Here is a 23324-nt window from a genome sequence, read left to right as displayed (position 1 = left end):
ATCGGGGGAAAACAGCATGAGTCTGTTCTCAGGGTTTGTTAAATCGTTATCCAAACTGTCCATGATTGGCCGCGCGCTGATGCTGCCGATCTCACTGTTGCCGGCCGCCGGCCTGCTGCTGGCATTCGGCGACAAATTCCATCTGCCGCTGATGATGAACGCCGGCGGGGTGATTTTCGATAACCTGCCGATGCTGTTCGCCATCGGCTCGGCGGTGGGGCTGGCGTCAGAATCAGGCATTGCCGCACTGTCCGCCGCCGTGTCGGTGTTCGTTACCAATATCACCATCGGTACGCTACTCGGCATCACGCCGGAGATGGCCGCCCAGGGCGGAAAATATGCGTTGGTGGTCGGCATTCCCACCCTGCAGATGGGCGTATTCGGCGGCCTGATCTGCGGCATTCTCGCCGCCTGGTGCTATAACCGCTTCCACGCTATGCAACTGCCGGAATTTCTCGGCTTCTTCTCCGGCAAACGCTTTGTGGCCATCGCCACCGCTTTTTTGTCGTTCATCATGGGCCTGCTGCTGCCCTACGTCTGGCAGCATATTCAGTCGGGCATTGATGCGCTCTCGGTGGTGGTCAACGGCGATAATCAGGCGGCCTCCACCTTTATCTTCGGGCTGGTGGAGCGAGCGCTGATCCCGCTTGGCCTGCACCATATCTGGTATCCCTCCTTTTGGTATTCGTTTGGCGACTACACCACCGCCGCCGGTCAGGTGATCCACGGCGATCAGACCATCTGGTTCAAAATGTTGGAAGAAGGTGTGAAATCCTTCAGCAGCGACAGCTATCAGGACGCCGGTAAATTTATGCAGGGCGAATTCCCGCTGATGCTGTTCGCCCTGCCGGCGGCCTGCCTGGCGATGTATCATGAAGCCCAGACGGCCAACAAAAAAATCGCCGCCGGCATTCTGTTTTCCGCCGCGCTGACCTGCTTTTTGACCGGCATCACCGAGCCGGTGGAGTTCACCTTTATCTTCGTGGCGCCGATTTTGTACGTCTTTAACGCCATCATGGCCGGCCTGGCGTATATGACCATGTATCTGCTGCATGCGCATATCGCCAAGTCGTTCTCGGCCGGCTTTATCGACTACCTGTCATTCGGCATTCTGCCTTCGTTCAACGGATATCAGACCCACTTCCTCAGCGCCGTTATCGTCGGTATTCCGATGGCGCTGATCTACTACTTCACCTTCCGCTTTGTCATCCGCCGCTTCGACGTCAAAACGCCGGGCCGCACCAACGTAACCGCCAATGCGGATGACAAGACCGACACCGAGCTGGCAACGGAAATCATCGGCCTGCTGGGCGGCGCACAGAATATTGACTCCGTCGGTTCCTGCATCACCCGCCTGCGTCTTGAGGTGGCGGACAGCAAAGCGGTGGATAAAGACGGCCTGAACGGCCTCGGGGCGCGCGGCGTGGTGTTCGTCGGCGATAGCGGTATTCAGGTGATTTTTGGCGCGCGGGCGCAATTTATTGCCCAAACCATGTCGACGATGATTGGCAAATAAGCGGAAGATGGTAGGCTGTGAACGTCTCCGTCATCGTTCGGAGACGTTGTTTTATCTCGCTGATTACGGCGGATTTTTCCGGGAGCAGGTTTGAAGAAAGTCAGCATTATCGACGTGGCAAAACAGGCGGGAGTTTCCGTCTCGACGGTGTCGCTGGTTCTGCGCCAGAAGGGCAAAATCTCCGACGCCACCATCGCCAGGGTGCAGGCCGCTATCCGCCAGTTGGGCTACGTGCACAACGTGGCGGCAGCCAATTTGCGCGCCAGCACCTCAAACCTGATTGGCCTGATCCTGCGGGATTTCAGCGACAGCTTCTCCATCAAGGTGATGGCCAGCATCGTGCAGGAACTGGAAGCCCAGGGCTATATGGTGTTTCTCGGCCAGCCGCAGGATGAACAGGAGCACCTGGAACGCTGTCTGCTCTCTTTCAAGCAGCAGGGAGTGGCCGGAGTGATTTATCTGGCGTCCGATGCCGCCCGCCCGCAGCTGCCCGCGCTTATCCGCCAGTGTCCGCTGCCGCTGGTGGCGGTTTCGCAATCGCTGCTGGAGGAGGAGTGTAACCTGGTGATGCGCGATAACCGCCAGGCCGCGGGGCTGGCCACCCGCTATCTGATCGAACGCGGGCACCGCAGCATCGGCTATATTGGCGGCCGACAGGATTCACTGATTCGCCAGCAGCGGCTACTGGGATTTCATGGCATGCTTGCCCAGCACGGCATCGCCTGCAAAGAAGAGTCCGCCCCCGCCTGCAGCGACGATACCCGCGCCGCCAGCCAGGCCACCCGTCGTTTGCTCGAGCAAAACAATACCATCACCGCCCTGCTCTGCCACTCGCCGGACGCCATGATCGGCTGTATCAACGGTATTCATCAGGTAGGCCGCACCATCGGCAAGGATGTGTTTCTGACGCAGCAGGTGGCGCTGATTGGCTTTGAAGATATGCTGCACGTCAACCTGACCTCGCCGTCGTTTACCTACGTCTCCTCCGCCAGCGAAGAAACCGGCCGTCAGGCCGCCGCGCTGATGCTGCGCCAGCTGAAGGAGCCGGCGTTACAGACCCAGCGCATCACGCTGTCCGGCCAGTTGGTCAGCCGGGAGTCGGCATAAAAAAAGCCGGGGAGTGAAACACTCGCCCGGCCTGAGAACCGCTTTATAGCGCTTACTTACGGCGCCAAGTGGTGCCCTGCGGGCCGTCTTCCAGCACGATACCCATTTCGTTCAGCCGATCGCGGGCTGAGTCCGCCAGCGCCCAATCTTTCGATTTACGCGCGTCGTTACGCTGCTTAATCAGCGCTTTAATCTCTGCCACTTCACCGTCATCGGCCTGCGCGCCGCTCTGCAGGAACGCTTCCGGCTCCTGCTGCAGCAGGCCCAGCACTTTCGCCAGTTTGCGCAGCTCGGCCGCCATGGCGTTGGCCGCCGCCATATCTTCGCTTTTCAGGCGGTTGACTTCGCGCGCCAGATCGAACAGCGCCGAATAGGCTTCCGGCGTATTGAAGTCATCGTCCATCGCCTCGCGGAAACGTGCCTCAAAGGCTTCGCCGCCGGCAGGCTGTGCCGCCGGGTCGGTGCCGCGCAGCGCGGTATACAGACGCTCCAGCGAAGCGCGCGCCTGTTTCAGGTTCTCTTCGCTGTAGTTCAGCTGGCTGCGGTAGTGGCCGGACATCAGGAAGCAACGCACGGTTTCCGCATCGTAATACCCCAACACGTCGCGAATGGTGAAGAAGTTGTTCAGCGACTTGGACATTTTCTCGCGGTCGATCATCACCATGCCGGAGTGCATCCAGTAGTTGACGTACGGGCCGTCGTGAGCGCAGCTGGACTGGGCGATTTCGTTTTCATGGTGCGGGAACATCAGATCCGAACCGCCGCCGTGAATATCAAAATGGGTGCCAAGCTGTTTGCAGTTCATTGCCGAGCACTCGATGTGCCAGCCCGGACGGCCTGCGCCCCACGGTGATTCCCAGCTCGGTTCGCCCGGCTTGGACATTTTCCACAGCACGAAGTCCATCGGGTTGCGTTTAACGTCGTCAACCTCTACCCGCGCGCCGGCCTGCAGCTGTTCCAGATCCTGGCGCGACAGCAGACCGTAATCCGCATCGCTGTCGATAGAGAACATCACGTCGCCGTTGCTGGCCACGTAGGCGTGATCGCGATCCAGCAGGCGCTGGGTAATCTCGATAATCTCGGCGATATGCTGCGTGGCGCGCGGCTCCTGATCCGGACGTTCAATCAGCAACGCGTCAAAATCGGCGTGCATCTCCGCCAGCATGCGGCCGGTCAGTTGATCGCAGGTTTCGCCGTTTTCCGCCGCCCGGCGGATGATTTTGTCGTCCACGTCGGTCACGTTGCGTACGTAGTTCAGATCGTAACCGAGGTAGCGCAGGTAGCGCGCCACTACGTCAAAGGCGACAAAGGTGCGGCCGTGGCCGATATGACACAGATCGTAAATGGTTACCCCGCACACATACATACCGACCTTTCCGGCATGAATTGGTTTGAATTCCTCTTTTTGACGACTCAGGGTATTAAAAATCTTTAGCATCGGGACATTCCGTGGTGTGCGTTGTAACAATATTAATAACAGGGATCCGCGTATTGAACCCCGAAGACCGCAGTAATGCAAGGTTAAGGCCAAGGAATGCTGACATCCTCGGCAGAAAACCCGGCGCCGCGCGCCGCCTTCCGCTGTTATCTTATAACAAAAATCAACGGGCAGACAGCGCAAGCCAAGCCCGCTGCTGACTCGCTAATAGAGATATGTTATAAGGTCGGTCTGATTGTTTACAGTCCGCTGTAACATCTCACTTCACCTTGTTAGGATTAAAACTATGGTTACTTTCCACACCAATCACGGCGACATCGTCATCAAGACCTTTGCCGACAAAGCACCGGTCACCGTTGAAAACTTCCTGAACTACTGCCGCGCAGGTTTCTACGACAACACCATTTTCCACCGTGTTATCAATGGCTTTATGATTCAAGGCGGTGGTTTTGAACCTGGCATGAACCAGAAAAGCACCCAGGCGCCAATCAAAAACGAAGCCAACAACGGCCTGCAGAACACCCGCGGCACGCTGGCAATGGCACGCACCAACGATCCGCACTCCGCCACCGCACAGTTCTTCATCAACGTGGTTGATAACGACTTCCTGAACTTCCGCGGCGAAAACGCGCAGGGCTGGGGCTACTGCGTATTTGCTGAAGTAGTCGAAGGCATGGACGTGGTCGACAAGATCAAAGGCGTGAAAACCGGCCGCAGCGGCATGCACCAGGACGTACCGGTCGAAGACGTGGTCGTCACCAGCGTTACCGTCAGCGAGTAATTGCGACGGCATGCACACGCTGTTTATCGCAGATCTGCATTTATGCGCACAGGAACCGGCAATTACTGCCGGTTTTCTGCATTTTTTGCAGCGCGACGCCGTTCACGCGGACGCGTTATATATCCTTGGCGACCTGTTTGAAGCCTGGATCGGCGACGACGATCCTGAACCGCTGCACGCCGAGATCGCCGCCGCGCTGAAGGCGCTGCAGCAGGCCGGCGTCCCCTGCTATTTCATCCACGGCAACCGCGATTTCCTGCTGGGCAAACGCTTCGCCCGCGCCAGCGGCATGACCCTGCTGCCGGAAGAGCAGGTGCTGGAACTGTACGGCCGCCGCATCCTGATCCTGCACGGCGACACACTGTGCACCGACGATCGTGACTACCAGCACTTCCGCCGCCGCGTGCATAATCCGCTGATTCAGAAACTGTTTCTGGCGCTACCGCTGCGCTGGCGTCTGAAAATCGCCGCCGGTATGCGCGCCCGCAGCCAGCAGAGCAATCAGCACAAAACGCTGGATATTATGGACGTGAATCCGCAGGCGGTTGAGCAGACGATGGCGCGCCACAACGTGCACTGGATGATCCACGGCCATACGCATCGTCCCGCCATCCACGAACTTTCGCTGCACGGCGCAGCGGCGCATCGCGCGGTATTGGGCGCCTGGCACCAGGAAGGCTCAATGATCAAAGTCAGCCGTGACGACGTCGAGCTGATCGCCTTCCCGTTCTGATACAGCGCTAACTTCCTGACTTCAGGCGCGAGTGGAAAAATTCGCGCTTTTCACGGTGAAAACCGGCCACGCAACCGTTTTCCTTACTGTGCACCCGTGGTATGCTCTACGCCCTCAAATGGCTTGCCGCCTCAGGCAATTGGCCAACGCTTGTACAATGACAGGAGCCTTACACCCATGGGAGCCAACGCCGCTTCAGCCACCACCGCTGGCGCTAAAATCGCAATTGTAATGGGATCGAAAAGTGACTGGGCCACCATGCAATTTGCGGCCGACGTCCTGACCACGCTTGATGTCCCGTTCCATGTTGAAGTCGTCTCCGCTCACCGCACGCCGGATAAACTGTTCAGCTTCGCCGAACAGGCCGACGCTAACGGTTTCGATGTGATCATCGCCGGCGCTGGCGGCGCGGCGCACCTGCCGGGTATGCTGGCGGCGAAAACGCTGGTGCCGGTGCTGGGTGTGCCGGTGCAGAGCGCGGCGCTGAGCGGCGTGGACAGCCTGTATTCCATCGTCCAGATGCCGCGCGGCATTCCGGTGGGCACGCTGGCGATTGGCAAGGCAGGCGCGGCCAATGCCGCGCTGCTGGCGGCGCAGATCCTGGCGCGCCACGATGGCGCCCTGGCGCAGCGGCTGGCCGACTGGCGTCAGGCGCAGACCGACGAGGTGCTGGGCAATCCGGATCCGCGGGAGGAAGCATGAAGCCGGTTTGCGTACTGGGCAATGGCCAGTTGGGCCGCATGCTGCGCCAGGCCGGCGAACCGCTGGGGATCGCCGTCTATCCGGTCGGTCTGGATGCCGAACCGGAAGCGGTGCCGTATCAAAACAGCGTGATTACCGCCGAGATCGAACGTTGGCCGGAAACCGCGCTGACGCGCGAACTGGCGACCCACGGCAGCTTCGTCAACCGTGATATCTTCCCGCGTCTGGCCGACCGCCTGACGCAAAAGCAACTGCTTGACCAGCTGAATCTGGCGACCGCACCGTGGCAACTGCTGGCTGACGCGGCCGAATGGCCGCAGGTGTTCGCCAAACTGGGTGAACTGGCAATCGTCAAACGCCGTGTCGGCGGCTACGATGGCCGCGGCCAGTGGCGCCTGCGCCCCGGCCAGGAAGCCGAACTGCCGGCCGACGCTTATGGCGAGTGCATCGTCGAGCAGGGCATCAATTTCTCCGGCGAAGTGTCATTGGTGGGCGCACGCGGGCACGATGGCCAATGCGTGTTTTATCCGTTGACCCATAATCTGCACGAAGAGGGCATTCTGCGCACCAGCGTGGCGCTGCCGACGCCAAACCCGGCGCTGCAGCAGCAGGCGGAACAGATGCTGTCAGCGATCCTCAACGCCCTGGACTATGTCGGCGTGATGGCGATGGAGTGCTTTATCGTCGGCGAGCGGCTGCTGATCAACGAGCTGGCGCCACGGGTGCACAACAGCGGCCACTGGACGCAAAACGGCGCCTCCATCAGCCAGTTCGAGCTGCATCTGCGCGCCATTCTCGGCCTGCCGCTACCGACGCCGGTGGTCAATACTCCGTCGGTGATGGTGAACCTGATCGGCACCGACGTGGACAGCGCCTGGCTGGGACTGCCGCTGGTGCATCTGCACTGGTATGACAAAGAGGTGCGCGCCGGCCGCAAAGTCGGGCACCTGAACCTCAACGATCCCAACGCCGGTACGTTGCGGCAGGCGTTGCAGCAGCTGGAACCGCTGCTGCCCGTCGAGTACCAAAGCGGCCTGAATTGGGCACAGCAGAAACTGGCGTAATCCGCGCTGCGGCAAAAAAAGGGTTCGGCACTGCCGAACCCTTTGTTATTGGTGCTAACCGTCATAGCGGCGGAACAGCGCCTGCCCGCGCAGCAACCGCACGCCCAGCCAACCGCCGCACAGCGACAACAGCAGCGCGCTGAGCAGCGGCAGCGCCCACCACAGCACCGGCGTCGGCTGCCACGGGAAGTCAAACACCCGGCTCTGCAGCTGCCACAGCGCGGCTTCAGCTCCCAGCGCTGCCGCAAACCCCGCGGCCAGCCCCAACAGCGCAAACTCGCACCACAGCGTACGCCGCAACAGGCGCTTGCTCGCTCCCAGCGTGCGGTACACCACCAGTTCCTGACGACGTTGGCGCATGCCCACCTGCACCTGAGCCAACAGCAATAAGCCGCCGCACAACACCACCAGAATCACCATCACCTCCAGCGCGCGGCTGACCTGCTGCAGCACGCCGCCAACCTGATGCAAAATGGCGCCGATGTCCAACAGGCTGAGCGTCGGGAACTGCCGGTTCAGCTGGGTCAGCATGCTGCCGTCACCGCCGTAGCGGAAACTGGTCAGCCAGGTCTGCGGCTGGCCGTCCAGCGCCCCCGGCGGGAAGATAAAGTAGAAATTAGGCCGCAGGCTCTCCCAATCCACCTGCCGCAGGCTGGTGACTTTCGCCTGGAATGACTGGGTATCGCCGCTGAAGGTCAGCGTGTCGCCCAGTTTCACCTTCAGCCGCTCCGCAATGCCGGCATCCATCGATACTTCGCCGCGCTGCGGCGGCCACTGGCCTGCGGTCAGCGGATTGTGCTGCGGCCGCTGCGCCAGCCAGGTCAGATTCAGCTCACGGTTGACCGCCTCGCCGCCGGGATCGTCCTCACGCACCAGCTCGGTCGCCGCCTGCTGATTAATCTCCGTCAGGCGTACGCGCACAATCGGATAGAAAGTTTCCGGCGCGATCTGATGCTGCTGCAGGAAACTGCGTACCTGCGGCACCTGCTGCGCCGTCATATTCATCAGAAAGTAGTTCGGCGCCTCCGGCGGCAGCTGTTGCTGCCAGCGCTCCAGCAGATCGCCGCGCAGCACCAGCAACAGCGCCAACAGCATAAACGACATGGAAAAGGCCGCCAGTTGGCTGACGGTAACCCACGGCTGGTGCAGAAGCCGGTTGACCGCCAGCCGCAACGCCAGGTTGCGCAGCCTGATGCGGCGCAGCAGCGCGATGCAGCCCCAACCGATCGCGCCGAGCAGCAACGCCAGCACCACCGTGCCGGCCAATACTGACCACAGCAGCGTACTGCCCCCCATCAACAGTCTCAGCAACGCCACCACGATCAACAGCGCCGCCGGCAGGAAGTAACGCAGCGGCCAGACGTTGGCCACCACGTCGCGCCGCAGCACGCGCAGCGGCTGGGTCGCCAGCAGTTGCCGGTAAGGGCGCAGCCCCACCAGCAAGGAGATCATCACCAGCGCACCCAGCGCCCACAGCCACGGCCAGCCGCCAGCGGCCGGCAGCGCCTTGGGCAGCACCGGCGCTAACAGCCGGATCAGCAATGCCTCAAACGCCAGCCCCAGCAGGCTGCCACACAGCGCCGCCAGCAGCAGCACCGCCAGCCATTGGCCGACAATCAGCCGGCGCAGCGCCTTGCGGCCGGCGCCCAGCGTTTTCAGCACCGCCATCAAATCATGACGGCTGCGGCAATAGTGGCTCATCGCCACCGCCACCGCAGCAACGGCCAGCAACAGCGTCAGCAATGCCGACAGCAGCAGAAACTGCTGCGAACGCTGCAGCGATTTGCCCAGCGCGCCGCCGGCGTTCTCCGTATCAAACCAGCGCTGATCGGCCTTCAGCTGCGGCGTCAGCGTCGCCGCATAACGGTCCAGGTCCGCCTCGGCGCCGGCAAACATATAGCGATAGGTCAGGCGGCTGCCGGGTTGCACCGCGCCGGTTTTCTCGACGTCCGCCATATTGATCAGAATACGCGGCGCGGTCTGGAAAGGATTAAACCCGGAGTCCGGCTCCTGCAGTATTTCCCCGGCGATGCGCAGCGTGGCGTCGCCGACGTCCAGTTCATCGCCCACTTTGACGCCCAGCAGCGCCAGCAGCCGCGGCGCCACCAGCACCGTGCCCGGCTGTGGCTTGACGTTCGCCGGGCGCGTTTCCAGCTTGCCGTACAGCGGATAAGCCAGATCGGTCGCCTTAACGTTGGCCAACTGCGGCCGATCGCCGGCGTAGGTCATGGTGGTAAAAGAGAGCTGGCGGCTTATCTGCAGGTTTTGCCGGCTGGCGTCAAGCAGCCAGCCTTCCGGCACCGGATGCGCGCTGCGCAGCACCCGGTCACCGGCGATAAAATCGCGGCTCTGCTGGCTCAGGCCTTTTTCCATCCGGTCGCTGATGCTGCCGAGCGCCAGCACGCAGGCCACCGCCAGCGTCAGCGCCAGCCAGACAATCAGCAGCGACGGCGAACGCCATTCCCGCCAAAACCAGCGCCAAATCATGCTTCCTCCCACAGCTTGCCGTCACGCAAGCGCAGCCGGCGCTGGCAGCGCGCCGCCAGCGTTTCATCGTGGGTCACCAGAATCAGGGTGGTGGCGTAATCGCGATTGAGGGAAAACAGCAGATCGGCGATGCGCTCGCCGGTCTGCCGGTCGAGGTTGCCGGTCGGCTCATCGGCAAACAGCACGCGCGGCCGGCCGCTGAAGGCACGCGCCAGCGCCACCCGCTGCTGCTCGCCGCCGGACAACTGCGCCGGCAGGTGATCCAGCCGCTGCCCCAGGCCAAGCTGCTCCAGCAGCTGCACCGCCTGTTCGCGGCTGCGGCGATCGCTCTCGCCGCGCAGCAACGCCGGCAACTGCACATTTTCCAGCGCGTTCAGCGTCGGCACCAGCATAAAGGACTGAAAAACAAAACCGACGTTGCTGGCGCGCAGCGCAGCGCGCCCTTCTTCATCCAGCGCGCTCAGCGACTCGCCCAGCAGATGCACCTCGCCGTCGCTGCCGTCATCCAGCCCTGCCAGGATCCCGAGCAGCGTCGACTTGCCGGAACCGGACTCGCCGATCAGGGCAAGAGTCTGCGCAGGTTTGACAACCAGCTCGACTCCGGTAAGGATGGTGAGCTGATGCTCACCCTGACCAACGTGCTTACTAAGATGATGAACTTCAAGAACGTTTTCCGCTGGCATTTTCCCATCCTTCTGCTGTTGGGTTTATTCTGTTTACGTGCGGCGGCTGCCGATACGTTATTGATTCTTGGCGACAGTTTAAGCGCCGGCTACCGCCTGCCGGTGGCGCAGGCCTGGCCGACGCGGCTGGCCGAACAGTGGCGGAAACAGCCCGGCAGACCCGAAGTGATCAACGCCAGCATCAGCGGTGATACCGCCGCTCAGGGACTGGCGCGCCTGCCGGCACTGCTGAAACAACATCAGCCGCGCTGGGTACTGATTGAGCTCGGCGCCAACGACGGGCTGCGCGGTTTTCCTCCGCCGGACCTGCAACGCGACCTTGAGCAAATAATCACCCTGACGCAGCAGGCCGGCGCCCGTCCGCTGCTGATGCAGATTCGGATACCGCCGAACTACGGCCGCCGCTATACTGAATCATTCAGCGCGGTCTACCCGCGGCTTGCCAAACAGTTCAGTATCCCCCTGCTGCCATTTTTTATGGAGCAGGTGGCTATTAAGCCGGAGTGGATGCAGGATGACAGCCTGCACCCGAATCTGGATGCCCAGCCGTTTATCGCCAACTGGATGGCGGAACGCCTGACCCCCTTAGTGACACAGAAGCCTGCGCCCCATTGATCCATGCCGTATTGCGGCAACATCGATGCGGCTAGTATGACGGGTATAATCAAATTAGGGATGAAGAGTAGGTAAAGTTATGCAAAAAGCGGTATTAATCACCGGCTGCTCCAGCGGGATCGGCCTGATCGCGGCGCAGGATTTACGCAGCCGCGGTTATCGCGTGCTGGCCGCCTGCCGCAAGGCGCAGGACGTCGACCATATGCAGCAGTTCGGCTTTGAGAGCATCCAGCTGGATCTGGACGACAGCGCCAGCGTCGAGCGCGCGGCGGCGCAGGTGATCGAGATGACCGGCGGCCGCCTGTACGGCCTGTTCAATAACGGCGGCTACGGCGTTTACGGCCCGCTCAGCGGCATCTCCCGCCAACAGCTGGAACAGCAGTTTTCCACCAACCTGTTCGGCACCCACCAGCTGACGCAGCTGCTGCTGCCGGCAATGCTGCCGCACGGCGAGGGGCGCATTATCCAGACCAGTTCGGTAATGGGGCTGGTCGCCAGCGCCGGACGCGGCGCCTACGCCGCCAGTAAATTCGCGCTGGAAGCCTGGTCCGACGCCCTGCGTATGGAACTGCACGGCAGCGGTATTCAGGTCAGCCTGATCGAGCCCGGCCCGCTGACCACCCAGTTTACCCAGAACGTCAATCAGACCCGCAGCGATAAGCCCGTACATAACCCCGGTATCGCCAAACGCCTGACGCTGCCGCCGGAGGCGGTGCTGCCCAAACTGCGCCATGCGCTGGAAAGCCCTAAAGCCAAACTGCGCTATCCGGTCACTTTGCTGGCGCACGCGCTGAGCGTGCTGCGCCGTATTCTGCCCGGCCGGGCGCTGGACTGGCTGCTGCGCGGCAACGGTTAATTGCATTACCGGGGTTGAAGGATGCGTCCCCTGCCCCCACGTAGCCCTATATGCTTCGCAGATCAGAGAGAAAATAATGCTAACGCCGACAGTTATTGAGATTAACGAAACCAACCTGCATCAGACGCTGGAACAGTCAATGTCCGTTCCGGTGCTGTTTTACTTCTGGTCCGAACGCAGCCAACACTGCCTGCAGTTAACGCCGGTGCTGGACAAACTGGCGGCGGAATACGCCGGTCAGTTCGTACTGGCGAAAGTCGACTGCGATGCCCAACAGGCGATCGCCGCGCAATTCGGCCTGCGCTCCATCCCTACCGTCTATCTGTTCAAAGACGGCCAGCCGGTGGACGGCTTCCAGGGACCGCAGCCGGAAGAAGCCATTCGCGAACTGCTGCAGCGCGTTCTGCCGAAAGAAGAAGACCTGAAGCTGGCGCAGGCCGGCGAACTGCTGCAGGAAGGCAAGGCGATCGATGCGCTGCCGCTGCTGAAAGAAGCCTGGCAGACCAGCAATCAACGCAGCGATATCGGCCTGCTGCTGGCGGAAACCCAACTGACGCTGAACCGCGTTGAAGACGCCGAAGCGGTGCTGGCCACCATTCCGCTGCAGGATCGCGATACCCGCTATCAGGGGTTGGTGGCACAGATTGAACTGCTGAAACAGGCCGCCGATACGCCGGAGATCCAACAGCTGCAGCAGCAGGTCGAGCAGGATCCCGCCAACGCCGAGCTGGCGACCCAGTTGGCCTTGCAGTTGCACCAGGTCGGCCGTAATGAAGAGGCGCTGGAACTGCTGATGGGGCATTTGAAACAGGATTTGGCCGCAGCCAACGGCAACGCGCGCAAAACCCTGATGGATATCCTCGCCGCGCTGGGCACCGGTGACACACTGGCCGGCAAATATCGCCGCCAGCTGTATTCCCTGCTGTACTGATTCCCGCCGCCATCGGGGCCGGCACGCCCCGATGGTTCCCCGTTTATACGCTCAGCGATAAACCCGCACGCCGCCCTCTACCCCTTTCGGGCTGAACAACACCTGCCACAGCTGAATATTGCGCGAACGGAAAGCACCGGCGCAGGCGTTCAGGTAATAGGTGAACATCCGTTCAAAACGTTCCGAATAGTCAGCAGCCAGCTCGGGCCATGCCCGTTTAAAATTCTCCAGCCAGGCCATCAGCGTACGATCGTAGTCCGCGCCGATATTGTGCCAGTCTTCCATTACAAAACGCCCTTCGCTGGCATCGGCAATATGTTTGACCGACGGCAGACAACCGTTGGGGAAAATGTATTTATCAATCCAGGCGTCCACGTTCAGGTCGGTCTGGTTGGAGCCGATGGTGTGCAATAAAAATAAACCGTCCGGGCGCAGATTGCGTGCTGCAACGCTGAAGTACGTGTCGTAATTCTTCGGTCCGACATGTTCGAACATGCCGACGGAAACAATACGGTCGAACTGCTGGTGCAGATCGCGGTAATCCTGCAGCAGAATCTCGACGTCCAGCCCGGCGCAGCGCTGCTGCGCCATTTTTTGCTGCTCGGCGGAAATCGTCACGCCAAACACCTTCACGCCGTAATGTTCCGCCGCATACTGCGCCAGACCGCCCCAGCCGCAGCCGATATCCAGCAGCGTCATCCCCGGCTTCAGCTGCAGCTTTTCACAGATCATGCGCAACTTATCCTGCTGCGCCTGCGCCAGCGTTGTGGCCTCTTTCCAATAGCCGCAGGAGTATTGCATATAGGGATCGAGCATACGGCTGAACAAATCATTGCCGATATCGTAATGCTCTTTGCCCACCTGCCAGGCACGTTTACGCGACTGGCGGTTAAACAGCCGGGCGTAGGCAATACGCGCAATATCCGCGATATTCTTCGGCAACCGCTCGTCAACGCCGGCGCTCAGCAGGCGGCTGAATAACATATCCAGACGCTCACACTCCCACCAGCCGTCCATATAGCTTTCACCGAAGCCCAGCGATCCCTCCTGCAGCACCCGCTTAAACATCTGCGGATTATTCACCTGAATATCAAACGCCTGGCCGCCGTTAATCGTAATACCGGCCTGCGCCAGCATCTCTTCAACCATGGCGTACCAGCGATCTTTTCTACGAGACAGCGTATTAATACCGACCGAATCCATAACCATCCTCAACGCAGAAGACGTTTCAAAAAGCATAGTCGCAAATTGAAATGACAAAATTTTGAAAGGAGATAAGTGCGTGAATGCAGGGTACCCAACGCGGGAAACGGTATGAAATGAATTAAAATTATTAATAACATGCCTAATTGGCATATTTACCTGCACGGATAGCGCCGGTAACCGCCGTTCGGACACTCAGTACGGCTGGCGGAGTGAGGAATATCGACATTCAGGCAGAGAAAGCAGGCTTTACCCGGTAAAGTGTCGTAATATTCACTTACATCTGTAAAACAGGAGGTTATGCAATGTTCGCTTTTATTATTATCGTGATTGTCGTGGCGTTGGTCACCGTTTTCGCCGGCGTCAAAATCGTGCCGCAGGGTTACCAGTGGACGGTAGAACGCTTCGGCCGTTATACCAAAACCTTAATGCCGGGCCTGAATCTGGTGGTGCCGTTTGTCGATCGCATCGGCCGTAAAATCAATATGATGGAACAGGTGTTGGATATCCCGTCGCAGGAGGTCATTTCCCGCGATAACGCCAACGTCTCCATCGACGCCGTCTGCTTTATTCAGGTGATCGATCCCGCGCGTGCGGCCTATGAGGTCAGCAATCTGGAACTGGCGATCATCAACCTGACCATGACCAACTTCCGCACCGTGCTGGGCGCCATGGAGCTGGACGAAATGCTGTCGCAGCGCGATAACATCAACAGCCGCCTGCTGCAGATTGTCGACGAAGCCACCAACCCGTGGGGCGTGAAGATCACCCGCATCGAAATCCGCGATGTACGTCCGCCGGCCGAACTGGTGGCCTCCATGAACGCCCAGATGAAGGCGGAGCGCACCAAGCGCGCCGATATTCTGGAGGCTGAAGGGGTGCGTCAGGCGGCAATCCTGCGCGCCGAAGGGGAAAAACAGTCGCAGATTCTGAAGGCGGAAGGCGAGCGGCAGTCGGCGTTCCTGCAGGCGGAAGCACGTGAACGTGCGGCCGAAGCGGAAGCGCGGGCCACCCAGCTGGTGTCTGACGCGATCGCCAGCGGCGACATCCAGGCGGTGAACTACTTTGTCGCGCAAAAATACACCGACGCGCTACAAAGCATCGGCGCCGCCGATAACAGCAAGGTGGTGATGATGCCGCTCGACGCCAGCAGCCTGCTCGGCTCTATCGGCGGCATCGCCGAACTGCTGAAAGACGGCAAAGGAAAAGCGTAATGCTGGCGGCGATTGTGGAAAACCCGCAGTGGTTCTGGCTGTCGCTCGGCGGCCTGCTGCTGATTGCCGAGATGCTCGGCACCAGCGGTTATCTGCTGTGGAGCGGCGTGGCGGCGGCAATCGTCGGCACGCTGGTCTGGCTGTTTCCGGGCATCGGCTGGGAATGGCAAGGGGTGCTGTTTGCCATTTTGGTCGTCGTGGTCGCCTACCTGTGGTGGTATTGGCTGCGCGCCCGTGCCTCCGCCAGCGATGGCGCTCAGGCGCTTAACCAACGCAACCGGCAGCTGATCGGCACCCGCGCCACGCTGACCGAACCGCTGCATAACGGCCTGGGTCGCATTAATATCGGCGACGGCAGCTGGCGCGCCCGCGCGGCGCAAGATTTACCGGCGGGCACCGAAGTGGAAGTGGTCGCCGTGGAGGGCACGACGCTGGTGATCCGCGCCGTCAACCGCGGATAACGGCATCACCGCTTAACCCGGCGTATGGCAGCAGCCGGCCAGGTTATTAATGATCGGGCAGTCAGCGCCGTCATCGCCCGGACACTGCTCAGCCAGCGTCAACAGACGCTGGCGCATCTCCTGCAGCGCCTGGATATGTTTTTCTATCTCCGTCACCTTGTGCAGGGTGCGCGCTTTAACGTCGGCGCTATGCCGCGCCGGATTGTTGAACAGCGCCACCAGCTCACGGCACTCGTCCAGATTAAAGCCCACCTGCCGCGCCTGGCGCAGCAAGGTCAACTCTTCAATATGTTTAGGGTTGTAGCTGCGATAGCCGTTGTCGGTGCGGATCGGCGCGGTAACCAGGCCTTTTTCCTCATAGAAGCGGATGGCCTTGCTGGTTAAGCCGGTTTTTTTCGCCACATCGCTGATATTCATCGTTCCCCCCTTGACCTTACCCTTGCGGTAAGGTTTAACCTCATTCTCAGTGAAAAGCGTTAAGGCGGTCAAGCCTTAATCAATAATGCTCAAATGAAGGAGACAAACCATGTCGAACACTACCGTACTTACGCTGCAGGGCCTTACTTGCTCACACTGCGTCGGGCATACGCGTAAAGCTCTGGAAGCCGTTCCCGGCGTTACCGCCGCCGACGTCACCCTTGAGCAGGCCAAAGTCACCGGTGACGCCGCGCCGCAGGCGCTGATCGGCGCCGTAGAGCAGGCCGGCTACCACGCTCAGCTGGCCGGGTAACGCCACCGCTCATCGCGGCCGGCATTTCAGTAATCTCCTGCCGGTACCTCCCTCGGCGGCGCGTTAAGCCGCCGAACCCCCTCTCCCCTTCCCCTTTGGGATAATTCCACCGTTTCTCAGGCTTTCCCACACGGCGCACAGCGTTTAGCATGGATCACACATTTCACCCATCAGCTTTCAAGTAATGTTGGAATCTTACAGGGATAAACAGGAGCTATGCCGTATGGGTCAACTGTTACGCCGTTTTGCCGTTTTTCTTGGCTTAATATCGCCAGCGGCCTACGCCTATCCGGGCATAGATATTACGCTGCCGGGCGATCGGCAACTGCATCTGGTCGGCAGTATCCATATGGGAACGGCCAATATGGCGCCGCTGCCCGCCCGGTTACTCAGCCGTCTGAAGCAGGCCGACGCTCTGATTGTCGAGGCCGATATCACCGGTTCGGCATCGCCGTTTGGCGAGGCGGAAGAGCAGCCGCCGCTGGCTGAACGCCTGAATGATAAGGAGCAACAGCGTTTACAGACGCTGTGCCAGGAGTTGGGCGCCGATAGTGCACTGTTCGATACGCTGCCCGGCTGGCAGATTGCGCTGACCATGCAGGCGCGTCAGGCGCAGCGGTTGGGGCTGCGTGCGGAATACGGCATCGACCATCAGTTGCTGGAAGCCGCCAAAAGCCAGCAGAAACAGGTGATAGAGCTGGAAGGCGCCGACACGCAGCTCAAAATGCTGCAACAGCTGCCCGAAGGCGGGATGGCGCTGCTGCGCGATACGCTGACGCACTGGCACACCAACGCCCGCCTGCTGCAAACCATGATCGGCTGGTGGCTGGACAGCCAGCCCAGCATCGCTCTGGATACGCTGCCCACCACCTTCAGCACCGGGCTGTATGATGTGCTGATGCATCAGCGTAATCTGCAGTGGCAACACCAGTTGCAGGCGCTGCCGCCCGGTAACTATGTGGTGGCCGTCGGCGCGCTGCACCTGTACGGCGAAGACAACCTGCCGGAGATGCTGCAAAAAGCGCCATAAAAAAATGGCCAATATCGCTATTGGCCAGTCAAAGAGGAATTTCTCATATTTTAGTTATACGCATGCAGCCGCTCGGCGGCTGCGGCAGACAGGGTAACAACCTGTATAACAACTTGGCAACCGACTTTACTTAGCCGGCATACTCATACCGCCAGCGTCGTACATTTGCCGGCATGCCGCCGTTCGGCGTACAGTTTACCCACTCTGGCTATTACGGTTTAAGGACACCGATTATGACACCCGCAGTCGTACTGCTTGAAAAAAACAGGGTCGCTTTTACGCTCCACCCCTACCATCACGATAGCGATGAAACCAATTTTGGCGATGAAGCGGTAAAAAAACTGGGGCTGAACGCCGACCAGGTGTACAAAACGCTGCTGGTGGCGCTGAACGGCGACGCCAAAAAGCTGGCGGTGGCGGTCACGCCGGTCGCCACGCAGTTGGATCTGAAAAAGGTCGCCAAGGCGCTGGGGGCAAAAAAGGCGGATATGGCCGATCCGCAGCTGGCGCAGCGCGTTACCGGCTATCTGGTAGGCGGCATCAGTCCACTGGGGCAAAAGAAACGGCTGCCGACGGTAATCGACAGCCCGGCGCAGCAGTTCGCCACCATTTTCATCTCAGGCGGCAAGCGCGGGCTGGATATTGAACTGGCGGCCGACGATTTATGCCGTCTGCTGACCGGCACCTTCGCCGATATCGCCAAGCGGGATTGAGTCCGTCACTGACGTCAGCGAACAACGGGCGGCCTGCTCACGCCGACCGCCCGTGATGCATTACTGATACACAATCTCGCCTTTCGGTTCGAACGCCGCCGCATCCAGCGGCGAGTGCTTCTCGATATACTGTTTCAGCACCTCGGCGTCGATAAAGCCGGTATTCACGTAGCTCGGCAGGCCGTCAATCTTCGGATAGCCATCACCGCCCAGCGCGTTGAAGTTCAGCGTCGCCATCCGGTAGGTTTTATCCGCCTGCAGCGGTTGGCCGTTAATCTTCACCGCGCTGACGCCGCTGCCGTCCGCCACCAGGCTGACGTTGGCGAACTGCGCATAGGCGCCAGAGTCCGGCTTCATATTAGCCACCACCGCCAGATACTTCTCGATTTCACGGCCTGTCATATCGGCATACACCAGCGTATTACCGAACGGCTGCACCTTGAGCACGCTTTTGTAGGTAATATCGCCGGCTTCGATAGAGTCACGCACCCCGCCGCCGCTCATCACGGCAAAGTCGGCGTTGGCGCGTTCCATCTGCGCCGCCAGCAGTACGCGCGCCAGATTGGTCTGTACAAAGCGGACTTTGCTGCGATCCCCTTCCAGCTTGCCGTTGACGCTGCCGATTTTCACCTCCAGCTGCGCTTTGCCTTTATCCTGGAACGGCGTCAGCAGTTTCATCATCGCCGGATCTTCCGCGATCTGTCGGGTGTAGTAGACGCGCTCGCTGCTGCCGTCGGCCTTCTCCACCTTTTTCTTCAGGTTCACCGGGATCAACTGATAATGCTTCAGCGTCAGCTTGCCGTTGCGGAACTGGAAGTCCGCCCGCCCGACGTATTTGCCCCATTCGTGCGCCTGCACGATCCAGGTGCCATTCTGCCGATCCGGCGAACACGGCGTGCCCGGCACATAGTCCACCTGTTTGTGGTTATCACTTGCCATGCATACCGGATCCTGCGAATGGCCGCCGACGATCAAATCGAGGTAACCGGCCGGCAGGCTGCGCGCCATTTCCACATCCCCCGGCGCGTTGGAACCGTGATTGCCGTTATCGTAATGCCCCATATGGGTGGCGGCGATAATCACATCCGGCTGTTCCTCTTTGCGCAGTTGCTCTACCACCTGTTTGGCTTCCTGCGCCGACGGGCGGAATTCGATATCGGTGAAATATTCCGGGTTGCCAATTTTGGCGGTATCGTCGGTCGTCAGGCCGAGAACCGCAATCTTGATGCCCTGCCGGTCAAACAGCGCGTAAGGCTTAAACAGCCGTTGCCCGCTGCTTTTCTGGTAGATATTGGCGGATAACAGCGGGAAGGTCGCCCACTTCTCCTGCTGGCGCAGTACGCTGAGCGGATTATCAAATTCGTGGTTGCCGACGGCCATCGCATCATAGCCGATCAGATTCATACCACGAAAATCCGGTTCCGCATCCTGCAGATCGGATTCCGGCACGCCGGTGTTGATATCACCGCCCGACAGCAGCAACAGGCTGCCGCCGCTGGCCGCCACCTCCTGACGAATGCCGTCCACCAGCGTTTTTTGCGCGCCGAGGCCATACTCCCCGTGGTCGTTTTGCCAGAAATGGCCATGATGATCGTTGGTATGCAGGATAGTGATGTCGTAGGTCTTATCCTTCTCCCAGGCGCTGGCCAATCCCGGCAGCAAACTCAGGGAAATCAGCAGCGCCCTGGCACTGGCTGTTAACGAAAAACGCATGGCGACTCTCCAGATAATCTCAATAGGACAAGTAGTGATAAAGATGGAATTGTAACGTGAATTAATCGCTTACGATTTCAAATAATTGGGATATGCATCAAATTATGTCGCATATGGCAAAAAATAAACAACCCGCCTAAGATAGGAACCTCTCTCTGTTACTTACCAGGCTAATAATAATATGACCGATCGTAGCGATAGCGCTGCGCCGCTGGCCGGCAACAGCGCGGTAAAAGGCACCGCTTTCTCGATTCTCGGCGCCATCAGCGTTTCCCACCTGCTCAACGATATGATCCAGTCGCTGATACTGGCGATCTACCCGATCCTACAGGCCGACTTTAACCTCAGCTTCGTACAGATCGGTATGATCACTCTGACCTATCAGCTGACCGCTTCCCTACTGCAGCCGCTGATTGGCTACTACACCGATAAATATCCGCAGCCTTACTCACTGCCGATCGGCATGGGCTTTACCCTGTCCGGCCTGCTGCTGCTGTCGGTGGCCAACACCTTCCCGCTGGTGCTATTGGCCGCCGCGCTGGTGGGCACCGGCTCCTCGGTGTTCCATCCGGAATCGTCGCGGGTGGCGCGCATGGCCTCCGGCGGCCGCCACGGCCTGGCGCAGTCGCTGTTTCAGGTCGGCGGCAACTTCGGCAGTTCGCTCGGCCCACTGCTGGCGGCGCTGATTATCGCCCCATACGGTAAAGGCAATATCGCCTGGTTTACGCTGGCGGCGCTGCTGGCCATCGTGGTGCTGCTGCAGGTCAGCAAGTGGTATCAGCAGCAGCATCGCGCGGCACAGAATAGGCCGAAAACGGCGTCCGCCATCAAACCGCTGCCCAAACGCACCGTGGCGTTTTCACTGACCATTCTGCTGGTGCTGATTTTTTCCAAATACTTCTATCTCACCAGCATCAGCAGCTATTACACCTTTTATCTGATACATAAGTTCGGCGTTTCGGTGCAGAATGCGCAAATTCATCTGTTTGCCTTCCTGTTCGCCGTCGCCGCCGGCACCATTATCGGCGGGCCTCTCGGCGACAGGTTCGGCCGTAAATATGTTATTTGGGCCTCAATTCTTGGCGCGGCGCCGTTTACCCTGGCTTTACCCTATGTATCCCTGGCCTGGACCGGCGTTTTAACGGTGATTATCGGTCTGATTCTCGCCTCCGCCTTCTCCGCCATTCTGGTTTACGCGCAGGAGCTGATTCCCGGCAAAGTGGGGATGGTTTCCGGCTTATTCTTCGGTTTTGCTTTCGGCATGGGCGGATTAGGTGCGGCAGTGCTCGGCTATGTCGCCGATTTGACCAGTATCGAACTGGTTTACAAAATCTGTGCTTTCCTGCCGTTAATCGGCATTATCACCGCTTTACTGCCGAATATGGACGGTAAGACGCGTTAAAGAAACCACTTTTCCCGGCTGAAAGCGATCGCGCAGCCGGGATTTCCTCGTGCTCCTGGCTGGCTAATGCCACAATTTTCGCCAAAATCCCCTGTTCATTCCCTTCCCGGCAATATTGCATACTTTTTTATAAAAAAGACAAATTCAGTCAAACTATGATTGATTAAATGCAATAAACTAAATGTATCAATACGTAAAAAAACACCACCCGCCGTAACGCCTACACAAGAAGGAGCCTGGATGCATCATTCAACACCGCTCATCACCACCATTGTCGGAGGCCTGGTACTCGCCTTCCTCCTCGGTATGCTGGCGAACCGCCTGCGCATCTCCCCGCTGGTGGGATACCTTGCCGCAGGCGTGCTCGCCGGCCCGTTTACTCCGGGTTTCGTCGCCGATATCTCACTGGCGCCGGAACTGGCGGAAATCGGTGTGATCCTGTTGATGTTCGGTGTCGGCCTCCACTTCTCCCTGAAAGACCTTCTCGCGGTTAAATCCATCGCCATTCCCGGCGCCGTGGCGCAGATTGCCGTCGCCACCCTGTTGGGGATAGGCCTGTCACGCCTGTTAGGCTGGGATTTGCTCTCCGGTCTGGTGTTCGGCCTGTGTCTGTCAACCGCCAGCACCGTGGTGCTGCTGCGTGCGTTGGAAGAGCGCCAGCTGATTGACAGCCAGCGCGGGCAAATCGCCATCGGCTGGCTGATCGTCGAAGATCTGGCGATGGTGCTGACGCTGGTGCTGCTGCCGGCCTTCGGCAACATGATGGACAATAACAACGCCAGCACCGCACAGCTGCTGAGCGAACTGGCGATGACCATCGGTAAGGTGATCGCCTTTATCGCGCTGATGATTATCGTCGGCCGCCGCCTGGTGCCGTGGATCCTGGCGAAAACCGCCAGCACCGGCTCGCGTGAGCTGTTTACCCTGGCCGTGCTGGCGCTGGCGCTGGGCATCGCCTACGGCGCGGTGAAGCTGTTCGATGTGTCATTCGCCCTCGGTGCTTTCTTCGCCGGCATGGTGTTGAACGAGTCAGAGCTCAGCCATCGCGCCGCCCATGACACCCTGCCGCTGCGCGACGCCTTCGCCGTGCTGTTCTTCGTTTCGGTCGGCATGCTGTTCGACCCGCTGATCCTGATTAACGAACCGCTGGCGGTGCTGGCAACGCTGGCAATCATCGTCTTCGGCAAATCCGTCGCCGCTTTCCTGCTGGTCAGAATGTTCGGCCACTCCAAACGCACCGCGCTGACCATCTCCGCCAGCCTGGCGCAGATTGGCGAGTTCGCCTTTATTCTCGCCGGCCTCGGTATTGCGCTGGGCATGATGTCGGAACATGGCCGTAATCTGGTGCTGGCCGGCGCAATCTTGTCGATCATGATCAACCCGCTGCTGTTTACCCTGCTGGAGCGCTACCTGAGTAAAACGGAAACCATTGAGGAGCAGACGCTGGAGGAGGCGGTGGAAGAAGAGAAGCAGATCCCGGTAGATATGTGCAACCACGCGCTGGTGGTCGGCTATGGCCGCGTCGGCAGTCTGCTGGGCAGTAAGCTGCGCGAGGCCGGCATTCCGATGGTGGTGATAGAAAATTCCCGCCCGCGGGTCGAAGCGCTGCGTGAACAGGGGATTAAAACCGTGCTGGGCAATGCGGCCAACGGCGAAATCATGGAACTGGCGCGGCTGGACTGCGCGCGCTGGCTGCTGCTGACCATTCCCAACGGTTATGAAGCCGGCGAGATCGTAGCCTCGGCGCGCGGTAAGCGCCCCAACCTAGAAATAATCGCCCGCGCGCACTATGACGATGAAGTGACCTATATCACCGAGCGCGGCGCCGACCGGGTGGTGATGGGAGAAAGGGAGATCGCCAACAGCATGCTGAATATCCTGCAGCTTGAGAACATCAGTGAGGAAGAAAAGGCCGGCGCCTGCCCGATCTAATCCTGCACGGGCC

21 protein-coding genes and 1 pseudogene are annotated in these 23324 nt (G+C 59.7%); 16 read left to right on the top strand and 6 right to left on the bottom strand.

Annotated features, from left to right (window positions below):
- Window positions 1–16: 16 nt before the first annotated feature.
- Both CLM71_RS05345 and malI read left to right on the top strand, forming a co-directional pair.
- A complete protein-coding gene (locus tag CLM71_RS05345) occupies window positions 17–1516 on the top strand; it encodes a PTS transporter subunit EIIC (protein ID WP_105230087.1) in 1500 nt (499 codons plus the stop codon).
- A 90-nt stretch (window positions 1517–1606) separates the two neighbouring features.
- Window positions 1607–2623, top strand: a complete 1017-nt coding sequence (gene malI / locus CLM71_RS05340) for a Mal regulon transcriptional regulator MalI (protein WP_105230086.1) — start codon at window positions 1607–1609, stop codon at window positions 2621–2623.
- 52 nt (window positions 2624–2675) lie between these two features.
- On the opposite strand, the gene cysS is transcribed toward malI, so the two are convergent.
- Window positions 2676–4061 carry a cysteine--tRNA ligase gene (cysS, locus tag CLM71_RS05335; RefSeq protein ID WP_105230085.1) on the bottom strand — a complete coding sequence of 462 codons (1386 nt, stop codon included), beginning with the start codon at window positions 4059–4061 and terminating at the stop codon, window positions 2676–2678.
- 286 nt (window positions 4062–4347) lie between these two features.
- Between cysS and ppiB the strand changes: the two genes are divergently transcribed.
- From ppiB to purK, 4 genes are all read left to right on the top strand, one after another.
- Entirely contained in the window at window positions 4348–4842 is a 495-nt protein-coding gene (ppiB, locus tag CLM71_RS05330; protein WP_105230084.1) for a peptidylprolyl isomerase B, read from the top strand.
- 10 nt (window positions 4843–4852) lie between these two features.
- Window positions 4853–5575, top strand: a complete 723-nt coding sequence (locus CLM71_RS05325) for a UDP-2,3-diacylglucosamine diphosphatase (RefSeq protein ID WP_105230083.1) — start codon at window positions 4853–4855, stop codon at window positions 5573–5575.
- A gap of 177 nt (window positions 5576–5752) precedes the next feature.
- Window positions 5753–6277: a 5-(carboxyamino)imidazole ribonucleotide mutase gene (purE, locus tag CLM71_RS05320; RefSeq protein ID WP_105230082.1), complete on the top strand. Its 525-nt coding sequence runs from the start codon at window positions 5753–5755 to the stop codon at window positions 6275–6277.
- Window positions 6274–7341, top strand: coding sequence for a 5-(carboxyamino)imidazole ribonucleotide synthase (gene purK, locus CLM71_RS05315; RefSeq protein ID WP_105230081.1), 1068 nt, complete (start codon window positions 6274–6276; stop codon window positions 7339–7341). The genes purE and purK overlap by 4 nt, the downstream gene beginning before the upstream one ends.
- Before the next feature lie 54 nt (window positions 7342–7395).
- Here purK and ybbP read toward each other — a convergent pair whose 3' ends face one another.
- Both ybbP and ybbA read right to left on the bottom strand, forming a co-directional pair.
- On the bottom strand, window positions 7396–9828 hold the full coding sequence (ybbP, locus tag CLM71_RS05310) for a putative ABC transporter permease subunit YbbP (protein WP_105230080.1): 2433 nt from the start codon (window positions 9826–9828) through the stop codon (window positions 7396–7398).
- Entirely contained in the window at window positions 9825–10511 is a 687-nt protein-coding gene (gene ybbA / locus CLM71_RS05305; protein ID WP_105230079.1) for a putative ABC transporter ATP-binding protein YbbA, read from the bottom strand. The genes ybbP and ybbA overlap by 4 nt, the downstream gene beginning before the upstream one ends.
- Here ybbA and tesA point away from each other — a divergent pair.
- From tesA to CLM71_RS05290, 3 genes are all read left to right on the top strand, one after another.
- On the top strand, window positions 10482–11126 hold the full coding sequence (tesA, locus tag CLM71_RS05300) for a multifunctional acyl-CoA thioesterase I/protease I/lysophospholipase L1 (RefSeq protein ID WP_187044770.1): 645 nt from the start codon (window positions 10482–10484) through the stop codon (window positions 11124–11126). The two genes, ybbA and tesA, sit on opposite strands and share 30 nt — an antisense overlap.
- 79 nt (window positions 11127–11205) lie before the next feature.
- Window positions 11206–11982 carry an SDR family oxidoreductase gene (locus CLM71_RS05295; protein WP_105230077.1) on the top strand — a complete coding sequence of 259 codons (777 nt, stop codon included), beginning with the start codon at window positions 11206–11208 and terminating at the stop codon, window positions 11980–11982.
- Between the two features lie 76 nt (window positions 11983–12058).
- Window positions 12059–12913 carry a co-chaperone YbbN gene (locus CLM71_RS05290; RefSeq protein WP_105230076.1) on the top strand — a complete coding sequence of 285 codons (855 nt, stop codon included), beginning with the start codon at window positions 12059–12061 and terminating at the stop codon, window positions 12911–12913.
- Window positions 12914–12964: 51 nt separating this feature from the next.
- Here the strand turns inward: CLM71_RS05290 and cfa are convergent, their stop codons facing one another.
- Complete coding sequence (cfa, locus tag CLM71_RS05285) at window positions 12965–14116, bottom strand: cyclopropane fatty acyl phospholipid synthase (RefSeq protein ID WP_105230075.1); 1152 nt, start codon at window positions 14114–14116, stop codon at window positions 12965–12967.
- A 305-nt stretch (window positions 14117–14421) separates the two neighbouring features.
- On the opposite strand from cfa, the gene CLM71_RS05280 reads away from it, so the two are divergent.
- Window positions 14422–15330: an SPFH domain-containing protein gene (locus CLM71_RS05280; protein WP_105230074.1), complete on the top strand. Its 909-nt coding sequence runs from the start codon at window positions 14422–14424 to the stop codon at window positions 15328–15330.
- Window positions 15330–15791 carry an NfeD family protein gene (locus CLM71_RS05275; RefSeq protein ID WP_105230073.1) on the top strand — a complete coding sequence of 154 codons (462 nt, stop codon included), beginning with the start codon at window positions 15330–15332 and terminating at the stop codon, window positions 15789–15791. The genes CLM71_RS05280 and CLM71_RS05275 overlap by 1 nt, the downstream gene beginning before the upstream one ends.
- A 12-nt stretch (window positions 15792–15803) precedes the next feature.
- Here the strand turns inward: CLM71_RS05275 and cueR are convergent, their stop codons facing one another.
- On the bottom strand, window positions 15804–16208 hold the full coding sequence (cueR, locus tag CLM71_RS05270; protein WP_105230072.1) for a Cu(I)-responsive transcriptional regulator: 405 nt from the start codon (window positions 16206–16208) through the stop codon (window positions 15804–15806).
- Between the two features lie 109 nt (window positions 16209–16317).
- Here cueR and CLM71_RS05265 point away from each other — a divergent pair.
- The 3 genes and pseudogenes from CLM71_RS05265 to ybaK all read left to right on the top strand — a co-directional run.
- A pseudogene (locus tag CLM71_RS05265) lies at window positions 16318–16518 on the top strand (cation transporter); the annotation flags it as partial.
- 226 nt (window positions 16519–16744) lie between these two features.
- Complete coding sequence (locus tag CLM71_RS05260; protein ID WP_105230070.1) at window positions 16745–17551, top strand: TraB/GumN family protein; 807 nt, start codon at window positions 16745–16747, stop codon at window positions 17549–17551.
- A gap of 233 nt (window positions 17552–17784) precedes the next feature.
- Window positions 17785–18264 (top strand): Cys-tRNA(Pro)/Cys-tRNA(Cys) deacylase YbaK, encoded by a 480-nt coding sequence (ybaK, locus tag CLM71_RS05255; RefSeq protein ID WP_105230069.1) that lies wholly within the window; start codon window positions 17785–17787, stop codon window positions 18262–18264.
- 60 nt (window positions 18265–18324) lie between these two features.
- Here the strand turns inward: ybaK and ushA are convergent, their stop codons facing one another.
- Window positions 18325–19977, bottom strand: a complete 1653-nt coding sequence (ushA, locus tag CLM71_RS05250) for a bifunctional UDP-sugar hydrolase/5'-nucleotidase UshA (protein WP_105230068.1) — start codon at window positions 19975–19977, stop codon at window positions 18325–18327.
- A gap of 181 nt (window positions 19978–20158) precedes the next feature.
- Here ushA and CLM71_RS05245 point away from each other — a divergent pair, with 181 nt between their 5' ends.
- Window positions 20159–21379: an MFS transporter gene (locus CLM71_RS05245; RefSeq protein ID WP_105230067.1), complete on the top strand. Its 1221-nt coding sequence runs from the start codon at window positions 20159–20161 to the stop codon at window positions 21377–21379.
- 240 nt (window positions 21380–21619) lie between these two features.
- Window positions 21620–23311, top strand: coding sequence for a YbaL family putative K(+) efflux transporter (ybaL, locus tag CLM71_RS05240; RefSeq protein WP_105230066.1), 1692 nt, complete (start codon window positions 21620–21622; stop codon window positions 23309–23311).
- Window positions 23312–23324: the final 13 nt, after the last annotated feature.

Origin of the sequence: Serratia sp. MYb239, assembly GCF_002966855.1 — a bacterium.
Lineage (GTDB): Bacteria > Pseudomonadota > Gammaproteobacteria > Enterobacterales > Enterobacteriaceae > Serratia_B > Serratia_B rhizosphaerae.
The sequence above is the reverse complement of the archived record's forward strand: the minus strand, read 5'-3'. Positions and strand labels throughout refer to the sequence as shown.

Excerpts from the sequence above, each read along its gene's own strand:
- purK (WP_105230081.1), top strand. The coding sequence starts at position 6,274 with ATGAAGCCGGTTTGCGTACTGGGCAATGGCCAGTTGGGCCGCATGCTG.
- purE (WP_105230082.1), top strand. The coding sequence starts at position 5,753 with ATGGGAGCCAACGCCGCTTCAGCCACCACCGCTGGCGCTAAAATCGCA.
- ppiB (WP_105230084.1), top strand. The coding sequence starts at position 4,348 with ATGGTTACTTTCCACACCAATCACGGCGACATCGTCATCAAGACCTTT.
- cysS (WP_105230085.1), bottom strand. The coding sequence starts at position 4,061 with ATGCTAAAGATTTTTAATACCCTGAGTCGTCAAAAAGAGGAATTCAAA.
- cueR (WP_105230072.1), bottom strand. The coding sequence starts at position 16,208 with ATGAATATCAGCGATGTGGCGAAAAAAACCGGCTTAACCAGCAAGGCC.
- tesA (WP_187044770.1), top strand. The coding sequence starts at position 10,482 with ATGAACTTCAAGAACGTTTTCCGCTGGCATTTTCCCATCCTTCTGCTG.
- ybbA (WP_105230079.1), bottom strand. The coding sequence starts at position 10,511 with ATGCCAGCGGAAAACGTTCTTGAAGTTCATCATCTTAGTAAGCACGTT.
- ushA (WP_105230068.1), bottom strand. The coding sequence starts at position 19,977 with ATGCGTTTTTCGTTAACAGCCAGTGCCAGGGCGCTGCTGATTTCCCTG.
- CLM71_RS05275 (WP_105230073.1), top strand. The coding sequence starts at position 15,330 with ATGCTGGCGGCGATTGTGGAAAACCCGCAGTGGTTCTGGCTGTCGCTC.
- ybbP (WP_105230080.1), bottom strand. The coding sequence starts at position 9,828 with ATGATTTGGCGCTGGTTTTGGCGGGAATGGCGTTCGCCGTCGCTGCTG.
- ybaL (WP_105230066.1), top strand. The coding sequence starts at position 21,620 with ATGCATCATTCAACACCGCTCATCACCACCATTGTCGGAGGCCTGGTA.
- CLM71_RS05345 (WP_105230087.1), top strand. The coding sequence starts at position 17 with ATGAGTCTGTTCTCAGGGTTTGTTAAATCGTTATCCAAACTGTCCATG.
- cfa (WP_105230075.1), bottom strand. The coding sequence starts at position 14,116 with ATGGATTCGGTCGGTATTAATACGCTGTCTCGTAGAAAAGATCGCTGG.
- CLM71_RS05245 (WP_105230067.1), top strand. The coding sequence starts at position 20,159 with ATGACCGATCGTAGCGATAGCGCTGCGCCGCTGGCCGGCAACAGCGCG.
- CLM71_RS05260 (WP_105230070.1), top strand. The coding sequence starts at position 16,745 with ATGGGTCAACTGTTACGCCGTTTTGCCGTTTTTCTTGGCTTAATATCG.
- CLM71_RS05295 (WP_105230077.1), top strand. The coding sequence starts at position 11,206 with ATGCAAAAAGCGGTATTAATCACCGGCTGCTCCAGCGGGATCGGCCTG.
- CLM71_RS05280 (WP_105230074.1), top strand. The coding sequence starts at position 14,422 with ATGTTCGCTTTTATTATTATCGTGATTGTCGTGGCGTTGGTCACCGTT.
- CLM71_RS05325 (WP_105230083.1), top strand. The coding sequence starts at position 4,853 with ATGCACACGCTGTTTATCGCAGATCTGCATTTATGCGCACAGGAACCG.
- ybaK (WP_105230069.1), top strand. The coding sequence starts at position 17,785 with ATGACACCCGCAGTCGTACTGCTTGAAAAAAACAGGGTCGCTTTTACG.
- CLM71_RS05290 (WP_105230076.1), top strand. The coding sequence starts at position 12,059 with ATGCTAACGCCGACAGTTATTGAGATTAACGAAACCAACCTGCATCAG.